This window comes from Curtobacterium sp. VKM Ac-2922, assembly GCF_022815645.1.
GTDB lineage: Bacteria > Actinomycetota > Actinomycetes > Actinomycetales > Microbacteriaceae > Curtobacterium.
Genome location: NZ_JALGRO010000010.1, coordinates 140,444 through 159,113, shown reverse-complemented (window position 1 = coordinate 159,113; position 18,670 = coordinate 140,444). Strand labels below are relative to the sequence as shown.

The 18,670-nt window shown below is 67.2% G+C and carries 11 protein-coding genes; 5 read left to right on the top strand and 6 right to left on the bottom strand.

All coding sequences use genetic code 11. The annotated features are described in order from the left end of the window. Positions 1-149: 149 nt before the first annotated feature. Entirely contained in the window at positions 150-1,097 is a 948-nt protein-coding gene (locus tag MT346_RS13160; protein ID WP_243563527.1) for a carboxypeptidase-like regulatory domain-containing protein, read from the top strand. 185 nt (positions 1,098-1,282) lie between these two features. Here the strand turns inward: MT346_RS13160 and MT346_RS13155 are convergent, their stop codons facing one another. The 3 genes from MT346_RS13155 to MT346_RS18450 form a co-directional block, all read right to left on the bottom strand. Next, entirely contained in the window at positions 1,283-1,615 is a 333-nt protein-coding gene (locus tag MT346_RS13155) for a hypothetical protein (protein WP_243563526.1), read from the bottom strand. A gap of 440 nt (positions 1,616-2,055) precedes the next feature. Then, positions 2,056-2,529 carry a hypothetical protein gene (locus tag MT346_RS13150; RefSeq protein ID WP_243563525.1) on the bottom strand — a complete coding sequence of 158 codons (474 nt, stop codon included), beginning with the start codon at positions 2,527-2,529 and terminating at the stop codon, positions 2,056-2,058. Then, positions 2,526-9,038: an RHS repeat-associated core domain-containing protein gene (locus tag MT346_RS18450; RefSeq protein ID WP_243563524.1), complete on the bottom strand. Its 6,513-nt coding sequence runs from the start codon at positions 9,036-9,038 to the stop codon at positions 2,526-2,528. Before MT346_RS18450 ends, MT346_RS13150 begins: the two co-directional genes overlap by 4 nt. An 80-nt stretch (positions 9,039-9,118) precedes the next feature. Here MT346_RS18450 and MT346_RS13140 point away from each other — a divergent pair, with 80 nt between their 5' ends. The 4 genes from MT346_RS13140 (at position 9,119) to MT346_RS13125 (ending at position 15,103) form a co-directional block, all read left to right on the top strand. Beyond that, the gene (locus MT346_RS13140) at positions 9,119-12,328 is read left to right on the top strand and encodes a LamG domain-containing protein (protein WP_243563523.1); all 3,210 of its coding nucleotides are present in this window, start codon (positions 9,119-9,121) and stop codon (positions 12,326-12,328) included. A gap of 527 nt (positions 12,329-12,855) precedes the next feature. Beyond that, positions 12,856-13,482 carry a TetR/AcrR family transcriptional regulator gene (locus MT346_RS13135; RefSeq protein ID WP_243563522.1) on the top strand — a complete coding sequence of 209 codons (627 nt, stop codon included), beginning with the start codon at positions 12,856-12,858 and terminating at the stop codon, positions 13,480-13,482. Next, the gene (locus MT346_RS13130; protein ID WP_243563521.1) at positions 13,479-14,201 is read left to right on the top strand and encodes a rhomboid family intramembrane serine protease; all 723 of its coding nucleotides are present in this window, start codon (positions 13,479-13,481) and stop codon (positions 14,199-14,201) included. The genes MT346_RS13135 and MT346_RS13130 overlap by 4 nt, the downstream gene beginning before the upstream one ends. Positions 14,202-14,242: 41 nt before the next feature. Then, positions 14,243-15,103 carry a GNAT family N-acetyltransferase gene (locus tag MT346_RS13125; RefSeq protein ID WP_243563520.1) on the top strand — a complete coding sequence of 287 codons (861 nt, stop codon included), beginning with the start codon at positions 14,243-14,245 and terminating at the stop codon, positions 15,101-15,103. A 169-nt stretch (positions 15,104-15,272) separates the two neighbouring features. Here the strand turns inward: MT346_RS13125 and MT346_RS13120 are convergent, their stop codons facing one another. The 3 genes from MT346_RS13120 to MT346_RS13110 are packed head-to-tail and all read right to left on the bottom strand — an operon-like array spanning position 15,273 to position 18,027. Next, positions 15,273-16,760, bottom strand: coding sequence for a hypothetical protein (locus tag MT346_RS13120; protein ID WP_243563519.1), 1,488 nt, complete (start codon positions 16,758-16,760; stop codon positions 15,273-15,275). Continuing rightward, entirely contained in the window at positions 16,757-17,386 is a 630-nt protein-coding gene (locus MT346_RS13115) for an ATP-binding cassette domain-containing protein (RefSeq protein ID WP_243563518.1), read from the bottom strand. Before MT346_RS13115 ends, MT346_RS13120 begins: the two co-directional genes overlap by 4 nt. Before the next feature lie 29 nt (positions 17,387-17,415). Further along, positions 17,416-18,027: a DUF3887 domain-containing protein gene (locus tag MT346_RS13110; RefSeq protein WP_243563517.1), complete on the bottom strand. Its 612-nt coding sequence runs from the start codon at positions 18,025-18,027 to the stop codon at positions 17,416-17,418. Positions 18,028-18,670: the final 643 nt, after the last annotated feature.

The window sequence follows — 18,670 nt, the reverse complement described above, 5'->3', positions numbered from 1 at the left end:
GCCCACGCCCTCGCGGCCTAACCTGACTTCACAGTCCAACCTTCGGGGACCAGTTCACTGGCACCGCGCCTCCCGTCGTTCTTCCCCACGGCCCACAGGGCGCGTACAGTCCCCCGCAACGAACGTCCGGTGTGCGATCAGGGGACACGATGCGACGGATCATGGGTACGGGACTGGCCGCGGTGCTGGCAGCAGCCGCTCTGGTCGGCGTGGCGACGCCGGCGGCCGCAGCCGGCTCGGGGTCGATCTCCGTGCAGCTCACGACGCCGGACGGCGCCCCGATCAGGCTGCCGGACGTTGAACTTGCCGCGATCGGGACCGACGTCGTCGTCGGGAACGCGACGACGGACGCGGACGGCACCGCGACGTTCACCGGCATCCCGGCGCCGGACACCGTCACGGTGACGACACGGGTGGTCCCGCCGCACGGAGCCTCGACGTACGCACCCGGGCTCCGGTCGGGCATCGCGGTCAGCGGCGGCTCGAGCGTCGCGGTCACCGTGCCGCTCGTGCTCGGTGCCACCGTGCGTGGCGCCGTCGTCGGACCCGCCGGGCCGTCGGCGGGCCGCCTGATGTACGCGTGGAACGAGGACACGTCGCAGGTGTTCCGCACAACCTCCGACCGGGCGGGTCAGTACGAGTTCGTCGGCCTGAGCACCGGTCTCTACCGCATCGAGGCGTACGCCAACGGGCTGGCCTCCCCCGCCGTGTGGAAGACCCGGGTGTACCAGCAGCGTGGAACCGTCCCGGCGTCGCAGGTGACGCTGTCGCGGCACTACGCGCACGACGACTACGACCTGACCGTCGACGCCCACGCGGCATCGCTCCGACCCTCCGCCGAGCTGAGCGGTGCGACCGTCACGGTGACGGAAACCACGAGCGCGGCGTCGTTCTCCACCCGGTTCTCCGGTGTCCTCGACGACGAGCAGACAGCCCAGTTCCAGATCCCGTCGGGGCAGTACGTAGTCGCGCTGCGGACCGTCGCGACGTCGTCGGCACCGGCGCGGGTGCTGTGGCTCGGGCGGCCAGGTGGTGTCGTCGGGTACGTGGCCGACCGGGCGCAGGCGGTGCCGGTGCGCGTCGTGTTCGGGGGATGAACGGGTGGGGTGGCGCGGTGCCGGAGGCTGCGGGGCACTGAGCGCACGCCACAGGCAGACGAGAGGCTCGGTGCCGCCGCACCGGGCCCTCTGCCCGCTGACGGTCAAGTCACGCACCCGGGTCACTCGGTGACCTGACTGCATCGAAGTCGACGGACCCACGGGTTCCGAAACGGTCCGGAAGATCACACTTGCAACAAGCCGTTGCAGTCATCGACCATCCACTTCGGAACGGTGAGGTCGCGATCCCCGATGGGCGCCGCCGCGATGGTCAGATCGATCGGTGCCTCATTGCTCTCGACCAGATCGCACGCTGGGCGATGCGCTCGAGCGATCGTCGCTCGAGCTTCACGGGAGAAGATATCGACGGTGACTTCACGGATGTCGGGGTATGTGGACAGCGGGAATCGGTCGCTCGCGCAGGTCGTGACGTCAATCGAATCGGAAACGAAGACGTTGTACCTGATGTGCCCGCAACGAGCCGATGTCATCGCCTTCAGCACCCACAGGGGTCGCATTTGACTGAAAGACTGAGGCAGACATTACCAAGAAGAACAACGTCGACAACCTGTCGCCGTTCTGGTGCCCTTGAGACACCGCCACGAAATCGTCGCGGCGTCGTGGCGGTGTCCGTCCGAAACGCCGGAGTACATGGTCGCCATGAAGTCGATCTCCTGTCCCGTAGAGTGCGGCCGTCAGCAGGTGTTGTGGTACTGCTCAGGGTGTGCTTGACCCGAAGAACTGAGCGCGACTGTCCTCCATGTTCGCACCACCGACGAACCTCACGCCCGAGAGTGGCGCCTCCGCCTCGACCCGGAAGCAAACGGCGCCGGTGACAAGGTGGGCGACCCGCCGATACCGGCGTCAACGCCCAGAATAGGAGTTGAAGGTGGCTGTGGGCCTCGTCGGCCGGGGCGTACGTTGGGAATCCGTCGGCCGGGGGAGGACGAGCGGGCGTTCATTGCCGACCTTTGAGGTACCGCCTCGCCGCATCCTCTAGCGCTTCGCCGAGCTGATCTGCGTACGGTTCATCCCAACTCGATGCCAAACCGATCAATTCATCGAGATCCTCGGTGCGCACTTCCTCTTGATGTCGCCGAGCAAGGCGCCAAAGAAGTTTGCTGTATTCCTCGGCCTTGTCTGGATAGCGGACAATTGATCGAACGAGATACGACGCTAGAGTGTCGAACTGATTTGAATCGTCCTCCCCGAGGATCTCAAGTTCTTCCAGAACATTGAGAGCGATATCGCGCACTTCCCAATCTGATGCCTTCGCGCTCAGACCAGCGAGCGCAACGATGCCGGGGTTGTCGGCTCCGGCTACGAGCCATTTCGCGGCGGCATGGGCTAGTGAGGCATCAGGAAGTGGCGCCCCGAGCAGATACCTGATGATTGAGAGCGAGGCTTCGTCTCGTTGAATTTCCGTGATCATTTGTCCGGATCCTTGAACTTGAAGTCGTCTACGTCTCCCGTGAATCGGTTCACCACGTAGTGCACCTCAATGCCATTCACGTTCTGCGAATATTTGTCCCAACCGGAGTCGGAGTGCCAGCGCGGGTCCGTCATCTTCAGTCGTAGGAGCTTACCCGCCATAGGGTCGCTTTGCGCTTGTTCCATCGCCAGCTGCTCCTTCAAGCTCGACGCCGCGGTCCTCCCTGTCGAACCTCGCGACCGAGTGACACTCAGTGGGCCGGCGCCCTCTTCATCGCCGCCGAGCGTTCCCGAGTATGTAGCCGCTGTACCTTCGAGTGCCCCTTCGTGCGAGTGCTCCCATTGTGCAACCGAAACTATCCATGCGGGCGCAGCGCTGTACGCCATGCTGTGGTTCCAAAGAGCCTCGTTGATGACCTCCTGTCGGCGTTGTTTCGCAGCCTGAGCTGCGTTGAATCCCGAGTTTTGCGGAGAGGCCGTATGGCCCCGCTGCGCCGGCGGGCAGTACATCGTCCCGCCGTCGTAAGAGCAGCCGCCTCGGTTCTGGGTGGGGGCAGGTCGACTCCAGGTTCGTCCAGGTGCGGAGGGACGCGGAACCCACTTCCGCCCGTTTGCTCCGTGGTTGGTACCGCTGGGGGCGTTCGGGTTGACGTGTTCGACACCGCCGCCGCAGTTTCCGCCTCCACCGATGGCGAGGTAACACTGCCCGGATGGGTCCGCGTTGGTGATGGGGTTGTTCGCGCTGTAGCTGTACCCGTTGTCTTGCTGAGGGTTGCCCGGAGCGAACACCGGGTCGACCGAGAGGAACTTACCGAGGGTCGCGTCGTACGCGCGGGCTCCGAGTTGCGCGAGGCCCGTCAATGCCGACTCGCTTTTGTTCAAGAACCCGTGTGTGGACGACCAGGTCGCGCCGGTCCCGCGTGCGTTCCCGAATGGATCAACCCACCTGCGCGTGATCGTCTGGTCGCTCGCACCGATCTCGACGTCTGCAGTTCCGTCGACGTCGGTGTCCAGGGAGAACACCTTGTTGTCACCGCTCTCGGTGGAGCGCTCGTCGACCGCTGTTCCGTCGAGTGTGTAGGTTCGCGTGGCTGCGATCGTGCCGTCGATGTGCTTGTGGAGCTCGGTGCCACCGAGGTACAGGGTCGTTCCGGCATCCGGGTCGGTCTGGACGAGCAGGCTGCCATCAGCGTCGTACACGTCGGACTGGGTCTTGCCGTCCTTCATGACGGATGAGATCCGTCCGTCAGCGTCGTAGGTCAGGGATTGACCAGGCATGGCGGTGGTGTCACCGTCCTGGTCGTACTCGTATGAATCCCCGGCAGCCGCGTCGCCGTTGCTGATCCTCTGGACGCCGTGCGGATTCGCCGCCCCGGCTGGCGGATACGCGTAGGTACTCGTCTGGTCGTTCGTGTCGCCGACTCCGTGCTGGGTGACGGAGGCCCGGTTGCCGGTCAGCGTGTCGTAGGTGTAGCTGTTCCAGTACGCCGCAGGTCCGCCGAGAGCGGTCTTGGTCGGTTGGGTTGCGCAAGAACTGGTGTTGGGAGTCCAGGCTTCAGTGAGTTCTTGCAGTTGGTCGTACGAGTAGCACTGGGTTTCCACGCCGGCGGCGCCGGTGACTGTCGCTGACGTGATGGTGCCGGCATTGTTCCGGGTGTAGGTGCGGTCCGCTTGCACAGCGGCGGCAGAGCCGGTGCCCGAGATGTCCTTGATCTCGGTGACGGCTCCAGTTGCCGCGTCGTACCCGTACGCGGAGGAGTTGGTGAGGTTACCGCCGCGGTTGATCTGCGCCAGCTGTCCGAGGCTGGTGTAGATCGCGGAGGCGTAGGCAGCTGCACCGGTGACACTGGACATATCGCCGACGCCGTCGTACGCGTAGCCGGTCCGTTCCGCTGCGAGACCGCCGACTGCCGGATCGTTCTCGTTGTTGAGCGACTCGTCCTGGTTGTACGTGTAGGTGACGTTGTAGCTGTACGCACCGAACCCTGGAGTCGATGCAGGGAACGTCGTGGTCGTACCTGTGGGCTGGTTGCCGGCGTCGTATCCCGTGATGGTGCGGGTGTAGGCGTCGCCCGGCGTGCCGGCGACGGAGCCGGTGTAGCTGCTCGAGGAACCCAGCTGCCCCTTCTTGACCGTGTCCCAGGTCCAGCTGTCGAGCAGCGGCCCGGTGGCGGCGGCGGCGGCGTACTCGGCGGTCTTCCGGTCGAGGGCGTCGTACGCGTAGGCGATGGTCTGGCCGCGCGCGTCGGTGGTGGTCAGCTGACGGCCGGCCGGATCGAAGGTGGACGTCGTCGTGCCGGTGTCCGGGTCGGTCGACTTGACCTTGTTGCCGAGGAGATCGTAGGTCCAGGACCACGCGTTCCCGGCAGGGTCCACGGTGGAGATCATGTTGCCGCGGTTGTCGTAGCCGTACGTGGTCGCCTGCTTGGCCGCACTGCTGCTCGGTGTGGCGGCCAGGTACTGGACGAGCTTGGTCTTCTGTCCGAGGCTGTTCGTCCAGGTGCTGGTGGGAGTCCCACCTGCGGGCGGCGTGACGTCGATCTCATCGGCGCCGTTGAACGTGGTTGTTGTTCGGAAGCGCTCACTGCCGAACGAGTTGGTGACGGTTGCGGTCTGCCGCCCAGCGCCGTCGTAGATGTCCTGGCTGCTGGAAGCGATTTGTTGCTGGCTCTCCGGGACGAAGAGCTTCCCGGACGGGTTGACGGAGACCGTCCAGTACGGGTTGTTGGTCTGCGAGACGTTACCGGCGGGGTCGTACTGGGTGTCCGTGACGATCGTGCCGCTGGACGGCGAGGACGACTGGGTCTGCACTGGTCGGCCGAGACCGTCGTACAACGCGTACGTCGTAGCGGTCGTGTGCGCCATGACGGTGGTCGTGGAGACGGACAGCGGCGCCGACTGCGATTCCGCGTACGTGTAAGCAATCGAAGGTGACGTGGCGTTCGATGCTTGCGGACGCTGCGGGAGCCACACGTTCGTGCGCCGGCCGAGACCGTCGTACGCCGCGGTGGTGACGCCGCCGTCCGTCGCGGTCTCGGAGAGCACAGACCCGCGGGTCGGGTCGATGGTGGTGGTCGATGCCCACTTGAACGGCGATGGGTTCGTCGTGACGCTCTTCGTCAGCGGGCCGCCCGACGCGGGGGTGTAGGCGGTGGTCGTCGTCCGGCCGAGCACGTCCGTGTTGGAGGTGACACGGCCGAGCGCGTCGTAGGTCGACGATGCGCTCGTGGCGAAGTGCGGAGCCGAACCGTCGTACTTGTCGACTTCCTGCGTGGTCGTCTCGTCACCCTTGGAGGGGGCGTCGCCGTAGGTGTTGCCGTCGTAGCTCGTACGGACGTCGCTGACCGCGTCAAGCGGAAGTGTGGGGTCCTGGCCGCAGGCGACGGAGACCGTCCGCTGCTCCTGGGGGAGACCGCGGAGCCAGGCTGAGTCGTTGTCGGGGGCGTAAGTGGTGTTCTGACAGGAGCTGCCGGCGTCGGACGTCACGGTGCTGACGGCGCTCGGGTTACCGTCACCGTCGTGGGTGGTGCTGACTCGCTTGGTCCGTGTTCCTCCGCCACTGGTCGGCTGCGTCTCGACGCTGCTGCCGTCGCCCAGCATTCGGGCCGTGTTCAATCCGTCGGTGGCCGTCGCATCCGAAGCCCACGGCGTCGCGATGACGTCGTCCATGACCGAGCCGCCCACGCCGTTGAGGACCTTCGTTTCCCGAACGGTCCCGGCGAACCACAACGAGTCCGTGACGTCGGAACTCCCATTGACCGACACGGACTTCGTACCACCGGTACTCGACGCCCGGTCACCATCCAGGCCCTGGTAGAAGACGTAATCCGTCGTCTTCTCACTGCTGGGTGCAGTGGCGTCGCCCACACGGACTTCGACGGTGTTGTACCCGGCGTAGACAGACCATGTGCGGTTCTTTTCGGGAGTGAACGGGGACGTGTTGTACCGCCAGGCCGGATTTCCGGTGTAAATGTACGACGTCACCTGCGGCCGGTCTGCGCCACCCCCGGTCTTCGGGTCCGCGACGACGCTCGTGACGACGTACTTGTGGAACAGGTCGATCTTCGGCGCAACGGCCGGGGTGACTTGCGGAGTCCACCACTGCGGGAAGCAACGTCGCGTGTTCGTCGCGGCACCCGCCTCGATGGCTGCCGCTTCCGAGGGTTGGCAGTCCTGGGCGGAGTAGTTCACCGATGTGACGGCCCCGGTCGTGTCCAGGATCGATGAGATCCGCCACTTGTCGAGCGGCGCAAGGCCGTCGACGGCCCAGACGCGGTTCTGCATCGTCGTGCCAGTGAACTTCGTCGCGGGTTCGGTGACTGCCGTCTGACCGGCGGAGCCGGTGTGCTGCACCTGTGTCATCCAGAGTGCCGCGTTGGTGCCGTCACCCGGCGATGGGAACGAGTGCGACAAGGTCCATGTGTCGACTGTCGTGTAGGTGGAGGTCGCGGTGCGAGCAGCCGTCGTGACGGTGTCGAGCATCGCGTCGGTCCAGAACGTCGGAACCGGGTTCGCAGTGCAGCTCGATGCGCAGAGCTGATCGAAGGGCACGTCCGGGTATGCACCCGGCGTGGTGGGTTTCGTCGCGGCGCCACTGACGGATTCCTTCGTGCAGTTCGCGTGACTGCCGTCGTTGCATCGGCCGTACGCGTCGTAGCCGAATGCGACCCGGTCTGAGGCGGCGTTCGCCGTGTACACGTTCGAGGAGGTCAGACCGTAGTCGACGTGGTTGAGCTGCCCGCCACGGACGTACGACGTCGCGCCAGAGCCGTTCTGACCGTAGCTGTTGGTCTCCGCGTTGTAGTACAGGGCCTCGGCGTTCTTGTGGATGTCGACGACGTAGTCGAGGTTCCAGCGCCACGCCTGCACGCACGAGGACGCAGCGAAGGTCGCGGCGTGGCACGGCTCGCCGGAGTCGTTGCCGTACACCGGCACGGTCCAGGCGGAGTTCGTGGTGGCGTTCCCAGATGCCCAGCTCGGGAGCCGGTTGAGGCCGAAGTAGTACTGCGTACCGTCGGTCGTCGTCACGCGCCAGCAGTCGGTGTCGTACGTGCCGTTCGACTGACAGCCCTGCGCCGTGCCGACGAGGTGTTCGATGCGGGAGCCGTCGTCGGCGAGGAGCTTCCACGCCCCGGTCGACTTGTCGCGCACGAGCGGTGCGCTGTGACCACCGAGCGACAGGGTTGCGTTGTCTGTCTTCCAGCAGAGGTCACCGGACGACGACACTGCGCCGGATGCTCCGTCGTCCTGCGAGCAGGACACGTACTGCCGTTCGATGAATCCGCCACCGCTGAGCTCCCATCCGTCACCGATCGCCGACGGCTGGTTGTTCGTCGAGCCGGTTTCGCCGTCGACGGACTGCGAATCGTAGTTCAACGCGAGCGACGGGGAAGGGCCCGCAGCAGCCGGCGGAGCGGCGAGCGGGTACTGCCACGAGAAGTCACCGGTCTGTGCGGACACATCCCAGCTGCTCGAAGCCTTGAGGGGAGTCGCGGCGAAGCTGCCAGTACCGCTCGACGAGGTCGCAGTTCCGGCGGCTGTCAGGAGCATGGTGCGGCTGGCGACCTTGGGAGCGAGGACGACACTGTCCGTCGATGAACTCATCGGAACGTCGCTGACCGTCTTCTTCCCAGTTGCGGGCACCTCGACGAAGTGTGCTCGGCTCGCGAAGTCCGCGCCCCAGGTGCGGACGAGCGCTTCCTTCGGGATCTGCACCGCGACCGTCCCGGATTCGTCGCGCGAATCTGCGCGGCGGACGCTGAGCACGAGCCCGCTCAGGTGCTGCTTCCGCACCTCGTCCTTCCCGAGCACGCCGACGGCGACTTCGGCAGGAGCTCGATGGGTCGTTTCGGTGTCAGCGGCCGCGACCTTGATCCGCGAGCCCGCGACTTCCACCCACCGCCCGTGGCGGACGGTCAGCGCGTTGCCGGCCGCGCCGTGAAGACGGAGGACGGCGTCGCCCGCTGCAGTCGGCGTTGAGACGGTGTCCGGAGCGACCGCGGACGGTGCGGTGGTGACCGGAACAGAGGTCGACGACGACCCCGCTCCTGTCGCAGCCGCCGAACCAGCGGAGTGACCGGGTACCGGCTTCCCCAGATCGGCGATGAGCGGGAACGTCGTCGCCTCGCTCGCGATCGGCGACAACAACGAACTCGTCAGCGCGGCGACGATGATCATCGGAACCCCGAAGGACGCGCGGCGAAGCAGCGCTGCGAACAGCTCTTGGTGGCGTCGGCTCTTCGATTTCTTGCACCCGCGACCAGTTCGCACAGCATCCCCTTTTTCATCCGTGCGCAACAACGCGTGTTCAGCGCGATCAGATCGTAGCGAGAGGCTCTCCACAGAGACCCATCCCCCGAAAGGGGGTGAAACAGCGACATTCCGCGGATTTACTGCCGCTACCCGCCGTTTGCTTTGCGAACCCTCACTTCGTCCCTGCGGCCTGATTTCCTGCGGAATGACGGGCGGAATCATGACATCGGCGACGAGTGACCCCTGTACGTGGGTCACTGTCTGGAATGCCGGTGTCGCTACGGTTTCGACGTCCGGTTCTGATCGGATTCGTTTCTCGTCATCAGGTTGGGGTCCTCTTGCTGCGTCGTTCGCTTCCCGTTGCCGCGCTCACCGCGATCGCAGCGATCGCCCTCACGCTGCAGCCACTGGCCGCACATGCCGACACCGCTCCCGCGATGCCCGGTTCGTCGAGCACGGCACAGCCACCCACGGCCGAAGCGGCCGCGTCAACGAAGGCGAAGACTTCGGGTGACGAGGTCGTCGTGGACGGGAGCACGACGCCAACATCACAGGTCGTTGCTGAACCCGACGGCACCCTGCAGCTCACGCAGACGACCGAGCCGACACGCGTCCAGCAGGACGGCGAGTGGGTCGAGATCGACACCGATCTGCAGCAGCACGGTGACTGGCTGGAGCCGGCGGCAGCACTCTCCCCCGTCGAGTTCTCCACTGGCGGCAGCGATGTCCTTGCCCGGGTTCAGACTCCGACCGGTCAATGGGTCTCAGAGGCGTGGCCTGACGGCGGAGCGCTGCCGGCACCAACCATCGACGGTGCGGCAGCAACGTACGGGGATGTCCTTCCCGGGGTCGATCTCCGCCTGCAGGCGTCGGCGACAGGCATGAGCGAAGTGTTCGTGGTTCAGGACGCTCAAGCTGCAGAGAATCCCGATCTGCAATCGCTCGAACTTTCGCTCGGAGGTGCCACAGTCCACGAGTCCGCAGCATCCGCGACAGCTACCGCTGCAGACGGCTCCACCGTGACTTCATCGAAACCGACTTGGTGGGACTCGTCTCACGAGGGCGATGAAAACGGCCCCGGCGGCGCAGCCATCCCGCAACCGCTTCCCCACACGGCCGACGACGACACGATCACCCTCGACGTCGCGCAGGCACCCACCCACAGCGCTACATATCCCCTCTTCATCGACCCCGATTGGTCCGCGGGTCAGCAGCACTTCTGGTTCACCGATCGCGCATACCCGACCCAGTCGTACCTCGACGGATCTCCCGCCGGTTACCAGAGCGTCGGGTACGCGCAACAGGACGGCACCACGTACCTCTCCCGCGCCTTCTGGGAGTTCGGGACCTCCGCACTGGCCGGCAAGCACATCGTCTCCGCGCAGTTCGGCGCCGTCGCGACCTACAGCTGCAGCGCAGTTGCCGTCGAGGCGTGGCGGTACGGCCCCGCCTCCGCCGGGTTCACGTGGAACAGCGACCCGAACCTGTGGCGAGAGAAGCTGGACACTCAGAACTTCACGTCGACCGGCGGCTGCGGGATATCCCCCACCAGCGTGGGCTGGAACGTCACCAGCGGCGTGAGCGACGTCGCCGCGGCGAAGGGCTCGACGATCCAGATCGGGCTGCGATCCACCAACGAGGGGGGCATCTCTCGCAAGCACTTCAACAACAACGCCCGACTCACCGTCAGTTACAACACCCCACCGCGGATGCCGACATCGCTGCAGATGACGTCACCGCAACGGGCCTGCTCGACCAGTGCGAGCGCACCGGCCTACGTCAACAACCACGCTCAGGCACTCGTGTTCCAGCTCGATGCGACCGACCCCGATACACAGAACGTCCAATCGATGTTCGAGATCGCTTCGGCGAGCAACTTGGGCGCTTCGCTCCGCACCTTCAACACGTCCTCGGGAGCCCAAGGTACGCAGAGCGCATCGCTCAAGGCAGGTACCTACGACAGCGACAGCCCGACCGCGCTCGCGTACCGGGCGGTGACGACGGACGGTACTGATTACGGGCCCTGGTCAGGGTGGTGTTACTTCACGGTGAAGAACAAGGGTCCTGCGCTACCACAGGCGACGAGCACCTCGACGAGTTCCTCCACCGTGGGCAAGCAGGTCTCCGTCACGATCTCCTACGCAGCCAGCGACGCAGTCCGGACCGTTGCGTACTGGTGGACTCCCACTGCGCTGACGACCCCTGCTCAGGTTCCCCCGACGACGATCACTCCCGCCTCCGACACTGACTGCGACTTCACGGACGGACCAGTCACCGGGGTGTGCGCCTCCACCTCCACATCGACGACGCTGACGGTCGCCCCTGTTGACAGCACATCGACGCTCTGGGTTGCGACCTATGACAAGGCCGGAAACGTGTCGCTCGACAGCGCTGGGCACAGCGCCTCCGTCGGGCTGGAGTTCGACAACGCCTCGGATGACCCAGCCGTCGCCGTCGGTCCCGGACACGGATGGAACGCCCCTGCCAACACCACCGGTCCTTCCACCGTCAGCGACGGCAACACCGACAGCCCAGCTGTGCTCACAGTCGGGGCGAACACCTCGACCTCCGTGCCCGGTGGTTCCTTCAACGGGCCACCCACAGCGAACGCCTTCGACTTCTCCTCCGGCGTGCCACTCATCAGCATCAACCGGTTCGACGGTGATGACCACTCCGCTGTCATCAACAGCGGGGCCCCGTCCGGATCGCACTTCGAATCCAACCTCGGAGACCTCCTCTCGCCCGGGCAATCAGCAGCAGGGCTCACGAAGCTCTACTCGTGCGCCACGTCTGCCGGAAACATGACCTCGGCATCCAGTTCGTGCGAGGGCACCGGGGGCACAGCAACACCGCTCGGTTCGGCGTGGAAGAGCGCCGCCGACGTCCCCGCGCCGCTGCAGGCCGTGGCCGTGTACCGATGCAAGACCGGTTCGGACTACTTCGACTCCCGCTCCACCACCTGCGAAGGCCGTACGGTCGACAAGCTCCTCGGCTACTTCGTCAAGCAGACCGTGACCAATACCACCGGTCCCGTCGTGGACACCACGAAGAGCTTCACCGCCGCCGCCTGGATCAACCCGTCCGAAGACAGCGCCGAGCATCACGCCTACACCGCGCTCTCCCAGAACGGGGATTCGACGTACGCGTTCCTGATCAAGGTCGACGGACCCCGGATCCAAGGCTGCATCCACTCACAGATCGGCGGCTCTGCGGCGTGCGCGACCTCGTCGTTCGCGCTCGCTGACGGCGCTGACACGAACTGGACCTACGTCGCTCTCCAATGGGACGCGATCAACCACCAACTTCGTCTCTTCATCAACGGATCACTGGCCACCGGCGCAGCGTCGAGCGGCGTCGTTGCGTACGCGCTTCCCTCGGGCGACTCTGCCCCGACCGGGCCGTTCATGGTCGGCTCCGGCATGGTGAACGGAGAGACGGGCGACCTGTTCGCCGGCCAGGTCGTGGACCCCGTCGTCGTTCAAGGCATCGCGTCCAGCACACAGATGACGAACCTCCGCGCCACCGGGCACCTCGGCGGCGGCTTCTGAGCACGAGGTACCCGGCACGATCCCGACCACCGTCAGAGCACGTCAGCACTCTGCGCCAGACGGCGGCCACGCCCTGGGAAATGCTGCGAACGCCAGGAGGGGGCTCTCCGCCCCGCCGTGCGTGTCGTGTCGTGTCGTGCCCATGAACGGGTGAGGAGGCGCGGTGCCGGAGGGCGGTGGCTGAGCGCCCGCCGCTGCCGGACTGGAGGGCACGGTGCGGGCTGGCACCGCGCCTCCAGACCGGATGAGCGGCTGTTCCGTGTCGAATCGGTTGCCGGGGCGACGACCGCCCCCGCCTGCAGCAACGGCTTCCGGCCTCACGGACACCGAGCGCGTCACTGCCCGGAGCCGATGCTCCGGCGAGGAACCCGCAGAAGGACTCGCCCCGCCCGGGTTCGAAGCGGCCCAATGTGTCCTAGAGACCGATTTCCGCTGCCATTTTTACTCGGGTGAGTAATATCGTGATCGTGAAGCGTTGCTCGTGTTGAGCGGGCACCGCCAACCTCTCCGCAGGATGCGAGCACCTCATGTCAGCCGAAGCCCCGCCCACGCCCGCGGCAGTTCGACGTCGCACGCAGATCGTGCACGCCACGATCAACGTCATCGCCGAACTCGGGTACCAGCGATGCTCGTTCGCCGAGATCGCCGCGCACGGTGGCCTCAGCAGCACCCGACTGATCTCGTACCACTTCGCTGATCGCGCAGCACTCATGCGCGAGGTCGCGACCCGCATCGTCGCCGACATGGCAGCCAGCGTCACAGAGGCCATGCAACGGACGACGTCGCCACGGGACGCCGTCCACGCGTACATCCGCGCGAACGTCGCCTTCGCGGACCAGCACCGTGCGGAGGCCGTGACCCTCGTGGCGTTGCTGTTCGCTGGCGCCCTGCCGACGGACGAGCGCGGTGTCGACGCGACTCAGATGACGATCGCGGACCTGATCCGAGCCGGAGTGGGCGCCGGGGAGTTCAGCGGCGTCGACCCGGTGATCGCCGCCGACGTGTTGCAGCGAACCGCCGAGGGAGTCCTGCTCCGCCTGTACCGGACGCCCGGCATGGACCTCACGACGCTCGGTGACGATCTCGTGGCGTTCCTCGACTCCGGACTCGGAACGGCACACCCCGGCACGTCCGATCCGGGGTCCCCGTCGTGACCGCCACACCTCCGCGGCAGCGGGGACACCTGCGCTTCCCCGTCACGGTCGTGGTGCTCGTCGTCACCGCGACGGTGAGCGTCGTCGGCCTGGTGGACCCGCAGCTGGGCGCGATGCTGACCCGCGACGGTGTGCTGGTCCGGGACGGCCAGTGGTGGCGGCTTGTCACGCCGATGCTGGTGCAACCGGACGGCTGGGGCCAGTTCGCGTTCAACCTGCTCGGGATCGTCATCGTGGGGGCAGCGCTCGAGCAGCGGCGGCCCGCTCGCCTGTGGCTCGCGACGTACCTCACAGCGAGCGTCGGGATCGTGGTCCTGCTCACGCTGATCCGCCCAGGCGACCACGACGGAGGCTCGTCCCACGGTGTCGCAGCGCTCATCGGCGCCCTCGCCGTCACCACCGTGCTCGATGGTCGTCGCCACGCTGTCCCGAGCCCGCTCCTGGACGTGGCGTCGATCGCGTACAGCGCGTTCTTCTGCGTCTACCTGGCGATGCTGGACCTCGGCGGCCCTTGGCCCGCGATCGTTGCGGGCGATCTCGCCGTCGCTCTCTCGCTCACCGCATGGCGTCTCGTCGGCACGACCCAGACCTGGAGGGGCGTCCTCGTCGTCCTCGTCCTGGCCGGGATCGCCATGGCCGTCCGTCTCGACGGCCACGGGATCGGACTGCTCGCCGGTGCGGTCGTCGCCACCGTGGGTCGTCCGCGGCGATCCCGCTGACGTGCCTTGGTCTTCCGGCAGCGCTGTGGTGTCATCTCGGCATGTCCGTTTCGATGCGAACACCCGCCGCCGGTTCCGTCGACGAGGTCGTCGCGGCGCTGGGCTCCTGGCAGCGCGACGACGCCCTCGTCCAACTCCATCCCGGTGACCTCGGTTGGGCCTGGCGCCACGGTGAGGCCGCAGTCGCGGAGTCGCTGCGAGTCTGGTGGGACGACGGCGTCATCGTCGCCGTGGGTCTCATCGACGGACCGTCGGTCCTCCGCATGACCGTCGCCCCCGACCGGTGGTCAGACGACGGCCTCGCCCGCCGGGTGCTCAGCGATCTCGACGGAGGAGCCCTCGCGCCCCGTCTCGGTTCCGTGGAGATCCCGACCGGAACAGCAGTCCATGCGGTGCTCCGCTCCGCCGGGTGGACCGCTGGTGAAGCCTGGACACCGCTCGCCCGTGACCTGACGACGACGGCCGTCGAGCCGACTGGGCTGCAGGTCCACGTGGTCGGCCCGGACGAGGTCGAGGACTTCACAGCGGTGCACCGATCAGCGTGGGGCAGCGAGACCTTCACCGACGACGTGTGGGAAGTCATGTCCCACGGGGCGCCGTTCCGCAACGGACGGTGTCTGCTCGGTCGGAACGCAGCCGGGAGGGCCGTTGCCGGGGTGACGATCTGGTCAGCGGGTGACGGACAGCCCGGGCTGCTCGAGCCGATGGGCGTGCACGCCGAGCACCGCGGTCTGGGCCACGGCAGAGCGATCTGTGTCGCTGCGGCCGCTGCCCTGCAGGAGCTCGGCGCATCGACCGCATGGGTGTGCACGCCGAGTTCGTTGCACAGCGCGGTGGCGACCTACCGGTCGGCCGGCTTCATCCCGTTGCCCGAACGGCTCGACTGGGTCCGAGCTCGATGAACTGACCAGCGGCACCGCGCGGCTGAAGTCGAGATCAGTCGATACTTATCCCGGACTTCGACCCCTGAACCGCCTCGCTACGAGCCTCGCGTCTTCGCCCCCCTTGGAACGATCGTCGTCGCGATCAACACCAACAGCCGCAGAGCGACCTGTCCACCATGCGGAACGGTCAGGCCCGGCGTGCCCACCGGAAGAGCAGGAAGAGCGCGATGACCACGGTGACCGCCACGATGGCCGGGAGGGATCCCGCCCCCGCCGCCGAGCCCGCCAGGATCGCGAGGAGCGGGGCATCGAGCGCCCAGAGGATCCGGAGCAACGGCATCGGATCGCCGACCGCGGACGGTGCTGGTGTCATCAAGAAGAGCGGCGAGGGGCCCCGGAGGGCGTTGCTGACCCGTGCCGCGACCACGACCGCCGGGAGCGCGATCGCCGCCCAGATCGGCGAAGCGACGGGACTGGCAGCGCCGACCGCGCCGACCGCGCCGACGACGACCGTGGACGCGAGGGTGATGACGACGCTGAACGCGACGGGGAAGATGCAGTGCAGGAGCAGCAACGATCCGTCACTGAAGCCGTACAACGGCTGGTCGCGCGAGACCTGCGCGACGTGCTGGACGCCGCGCGTCGAGGCACCAGCCCCGACGTACAGCAGGGCGGCGGCGACCGCTCCGAGGAGGGGCGCTGCAGCCGCGCTCTGCGCCGCGAGGACGAGTGCCAGACCGGCCGCCGCGATCGTGAGCACTCCGCCGACGAGTCGAGCCGGCGTCCGTACTGCGCCGACGGCGTCGCGGACCGACACCATCACGACGGGCACCGCGCCGTCGAGGATCGCGTGCAAGCGACGTCCCGCCGTCGGGAGCGCCTGGTACGACCCGGACGCTGCGGCAAAGTCGAGGCTGACCGCATGGGCGATCGCGACGTTCCACTGTGCCGACTGCGCGCTGATGGTCACCCCGCGGATCCTGTCGAGCAGCCACGGCATCACCACGGCACCGACGACCGCCACCGCTCCGAGGACGAGGATCCCCGGGACACCGGGCGTCGGGGTGACCCATGCCCAGGCGCTCAGTGCAGCGTGCGGGCCGAGGAACGCGATCGCGACGGCGCCGAGCCCCAGGACCGCGGCGAGGACCGCCGCCGCACGCGGGGCTGCCTGTCCGAAGAGCCAGCACAGGCCGGTCAGCACGCCGATGAGCAACCCGCGCACTCCGAAGCCGAGAGCGCTCCCGACGGCCACAAGTCCGACAGACGCCGAAGCTGCCCCGAGGAACGCCGCTCCGCCGCCACCCACGGCCGCCAGAACAGCGACCCCGGCCAAGGTCTGCCGGCCGAACGTGGTCCGCCCGGGAAGGTCACTCGACGTCAACGCATGGGCGAGGAACGGCGCTGCGACCGCGGGGCCCCGACTCCTGCCCACCATCAGCGCGGTCGCCCAGGCCGCGAGCACCACCGTCGTCGCGGTGGCCGTGCCGACCGGGTCGATCATCGCGGTCGCGGTGGTCCGCACGGTGACCGCCAGCCAGGCGGCTCGCAGCACCGGGGCGCCGACGATGAGCGCGAACAGGACGAGCGAGTACGCGATGTAGGCCCGGTCACCGACCGCTCGTGGCTGTCGCCCGCGCCAGATCGTCGTCGCGGCTCGCAGACGCGGGTTCACGATGCGCGGTCCAGCTCGAGCACGCGGTCGGCCAGGCGCTCCGTCAGTGCCGAACTGTGCGTCGCAACGACGATCGCAGCGCCACTCGACCGCCGGCGGGCGAGCACGTCACCGACCACCCCGACGCGCTCGTCGTCGAGCCGCTGCTCCGGTTCGTCGAGGACGAGGACGTCGAACGGTCGCGCGAGCACGAGCGCAAGCGCGAAGAGCTGCTGCTGTCCCGACGAGAGCTCGTGCGGGAACCGACGGAGCAGGCCGTGCAACCCCAGTTCCGCCAGCACACCGAGCGCCGTCTCCTCGGCAACGTCCCGCTCGCGGAACCACGTCGCCGCGACGAGCCGCACGTGGTCCTCGACGGTCAGGTCCGGCGCGGTCGGTGGCAGCCCGAGCAGTGATGCGACCCGTCGTCGGAAGGTCCGATCCCGGCGGTCGACCGGTTGCCCGCCGATCGCCACCGAACCCGAAGTCGGCGGGCGCACTCCAGCCAGCACCTTGAGCAGCGTGGACTTGCCGGCCCCGTTGTGCCCTCGGACCACCAGCGCTTCCCCCGCAGCGACGGACGCACTCGTCGGCGGCAGCAGGACCATGTCGTCCACGGCGACCACCACTGCGTCGATGTCGATCATCGGTTCCCCCTGAGTGCGCTGCAGATCGGTCACGACGGCGATCCCGCCAGGATGAACAACCCCGAGATGCGACCGTCGTCCCAGAAGCTAATCCGCGCCGTGCACTCGTCTTGCTCGAACCGCAGCGGGGTGGTCGTGATCGTGAACCCGGAAGTTCGTGATACCCGGGTCTCGCCACCGTGGTCGAACGCACCGACAGCAGCCACGACCTGCGACCACGCCGCAGACAGGCCGTCCACCGAGAGGCGGGCACGCATGGCGTCGTCGAACCGATCGACGACGGCCTGCCAGGCACCGCGGGCCAGCTCGTCGACGACGGCCCTCGCGCGCTCGACCGCAGCCCCTTCGACGGCTGCCGGCGGTTCCGCTTCATGCCCCGACACCGGCTCGGGCCGGCCGAACCGTTGGAACGCCGCCTGTCGGCTGACTCCCATGACCTCTCCGACCTGCTGCCAGGTGACTCCGGACCGCCGCGCGGCCACGACCGCGGAGGACAACATCGCCGTGGTCTGGTCGCCGAGCGCCCGAACGGCGGCAAGCCGGTCGAGCGGCTGATCGGCTTCCTGCAGCACAGGGGACGCGATGATCCCGCCGACATCCCGGTACAGCTTGGTGGCGAGTTCGTACAGGTCATCGGACACATGTAAAGCCTACCTTCACACATCGCCGCCCCGTCAAGGAGATCAGGACGACCCCTCGGAACCGACAGCCGGACGCGCGGAGGCACACGCGGCGCGAAACGACCCCCGAGAACCAGAAGAGCCCCCGGCCGAAGCCGGGGGCTCTTCTGTTGGGTCAGACTTGCAATCGACCCTGTGGCGGTACCGGTGGGATTTGAACCCACAAGCAAGTTCTCCAGGAAGAAGGCGAACAAGCGGAATCCACCGCGTTCTCCTCGAAGTTGACAAGTCGGGCCGCCCGGTTAACGTGCCGAACACGGAGTCCGGTCACTGCACCCCAGCGCAGTCCTGTACAGGCGGGGAATCGCACAAGGTCCGGGTACTTGGATGCGACGGCGAGGCGCTCGACCTGCTCGTGAGTGAGGAACGCGCGCCGCCCCTCCGCCTTGGGTGGGAGGGACTGTTGCAGGTTCGGTTGACTCCTGACGGGTAGGGGCCGGGGCGCCTGCTGGAGGAATGTGCGCCATCGTAAACGTGCCGCCGTGATCTGATTGCGGTCGCCAAAGAGGGCGCGCCATACGTCACACGAGGAGCGGCCGGCGCGTGGGCAGGTCCGGATACTTGCCGTGGTCGATGCGCCACGTGCCTCCGGGCTCGTGGCTCC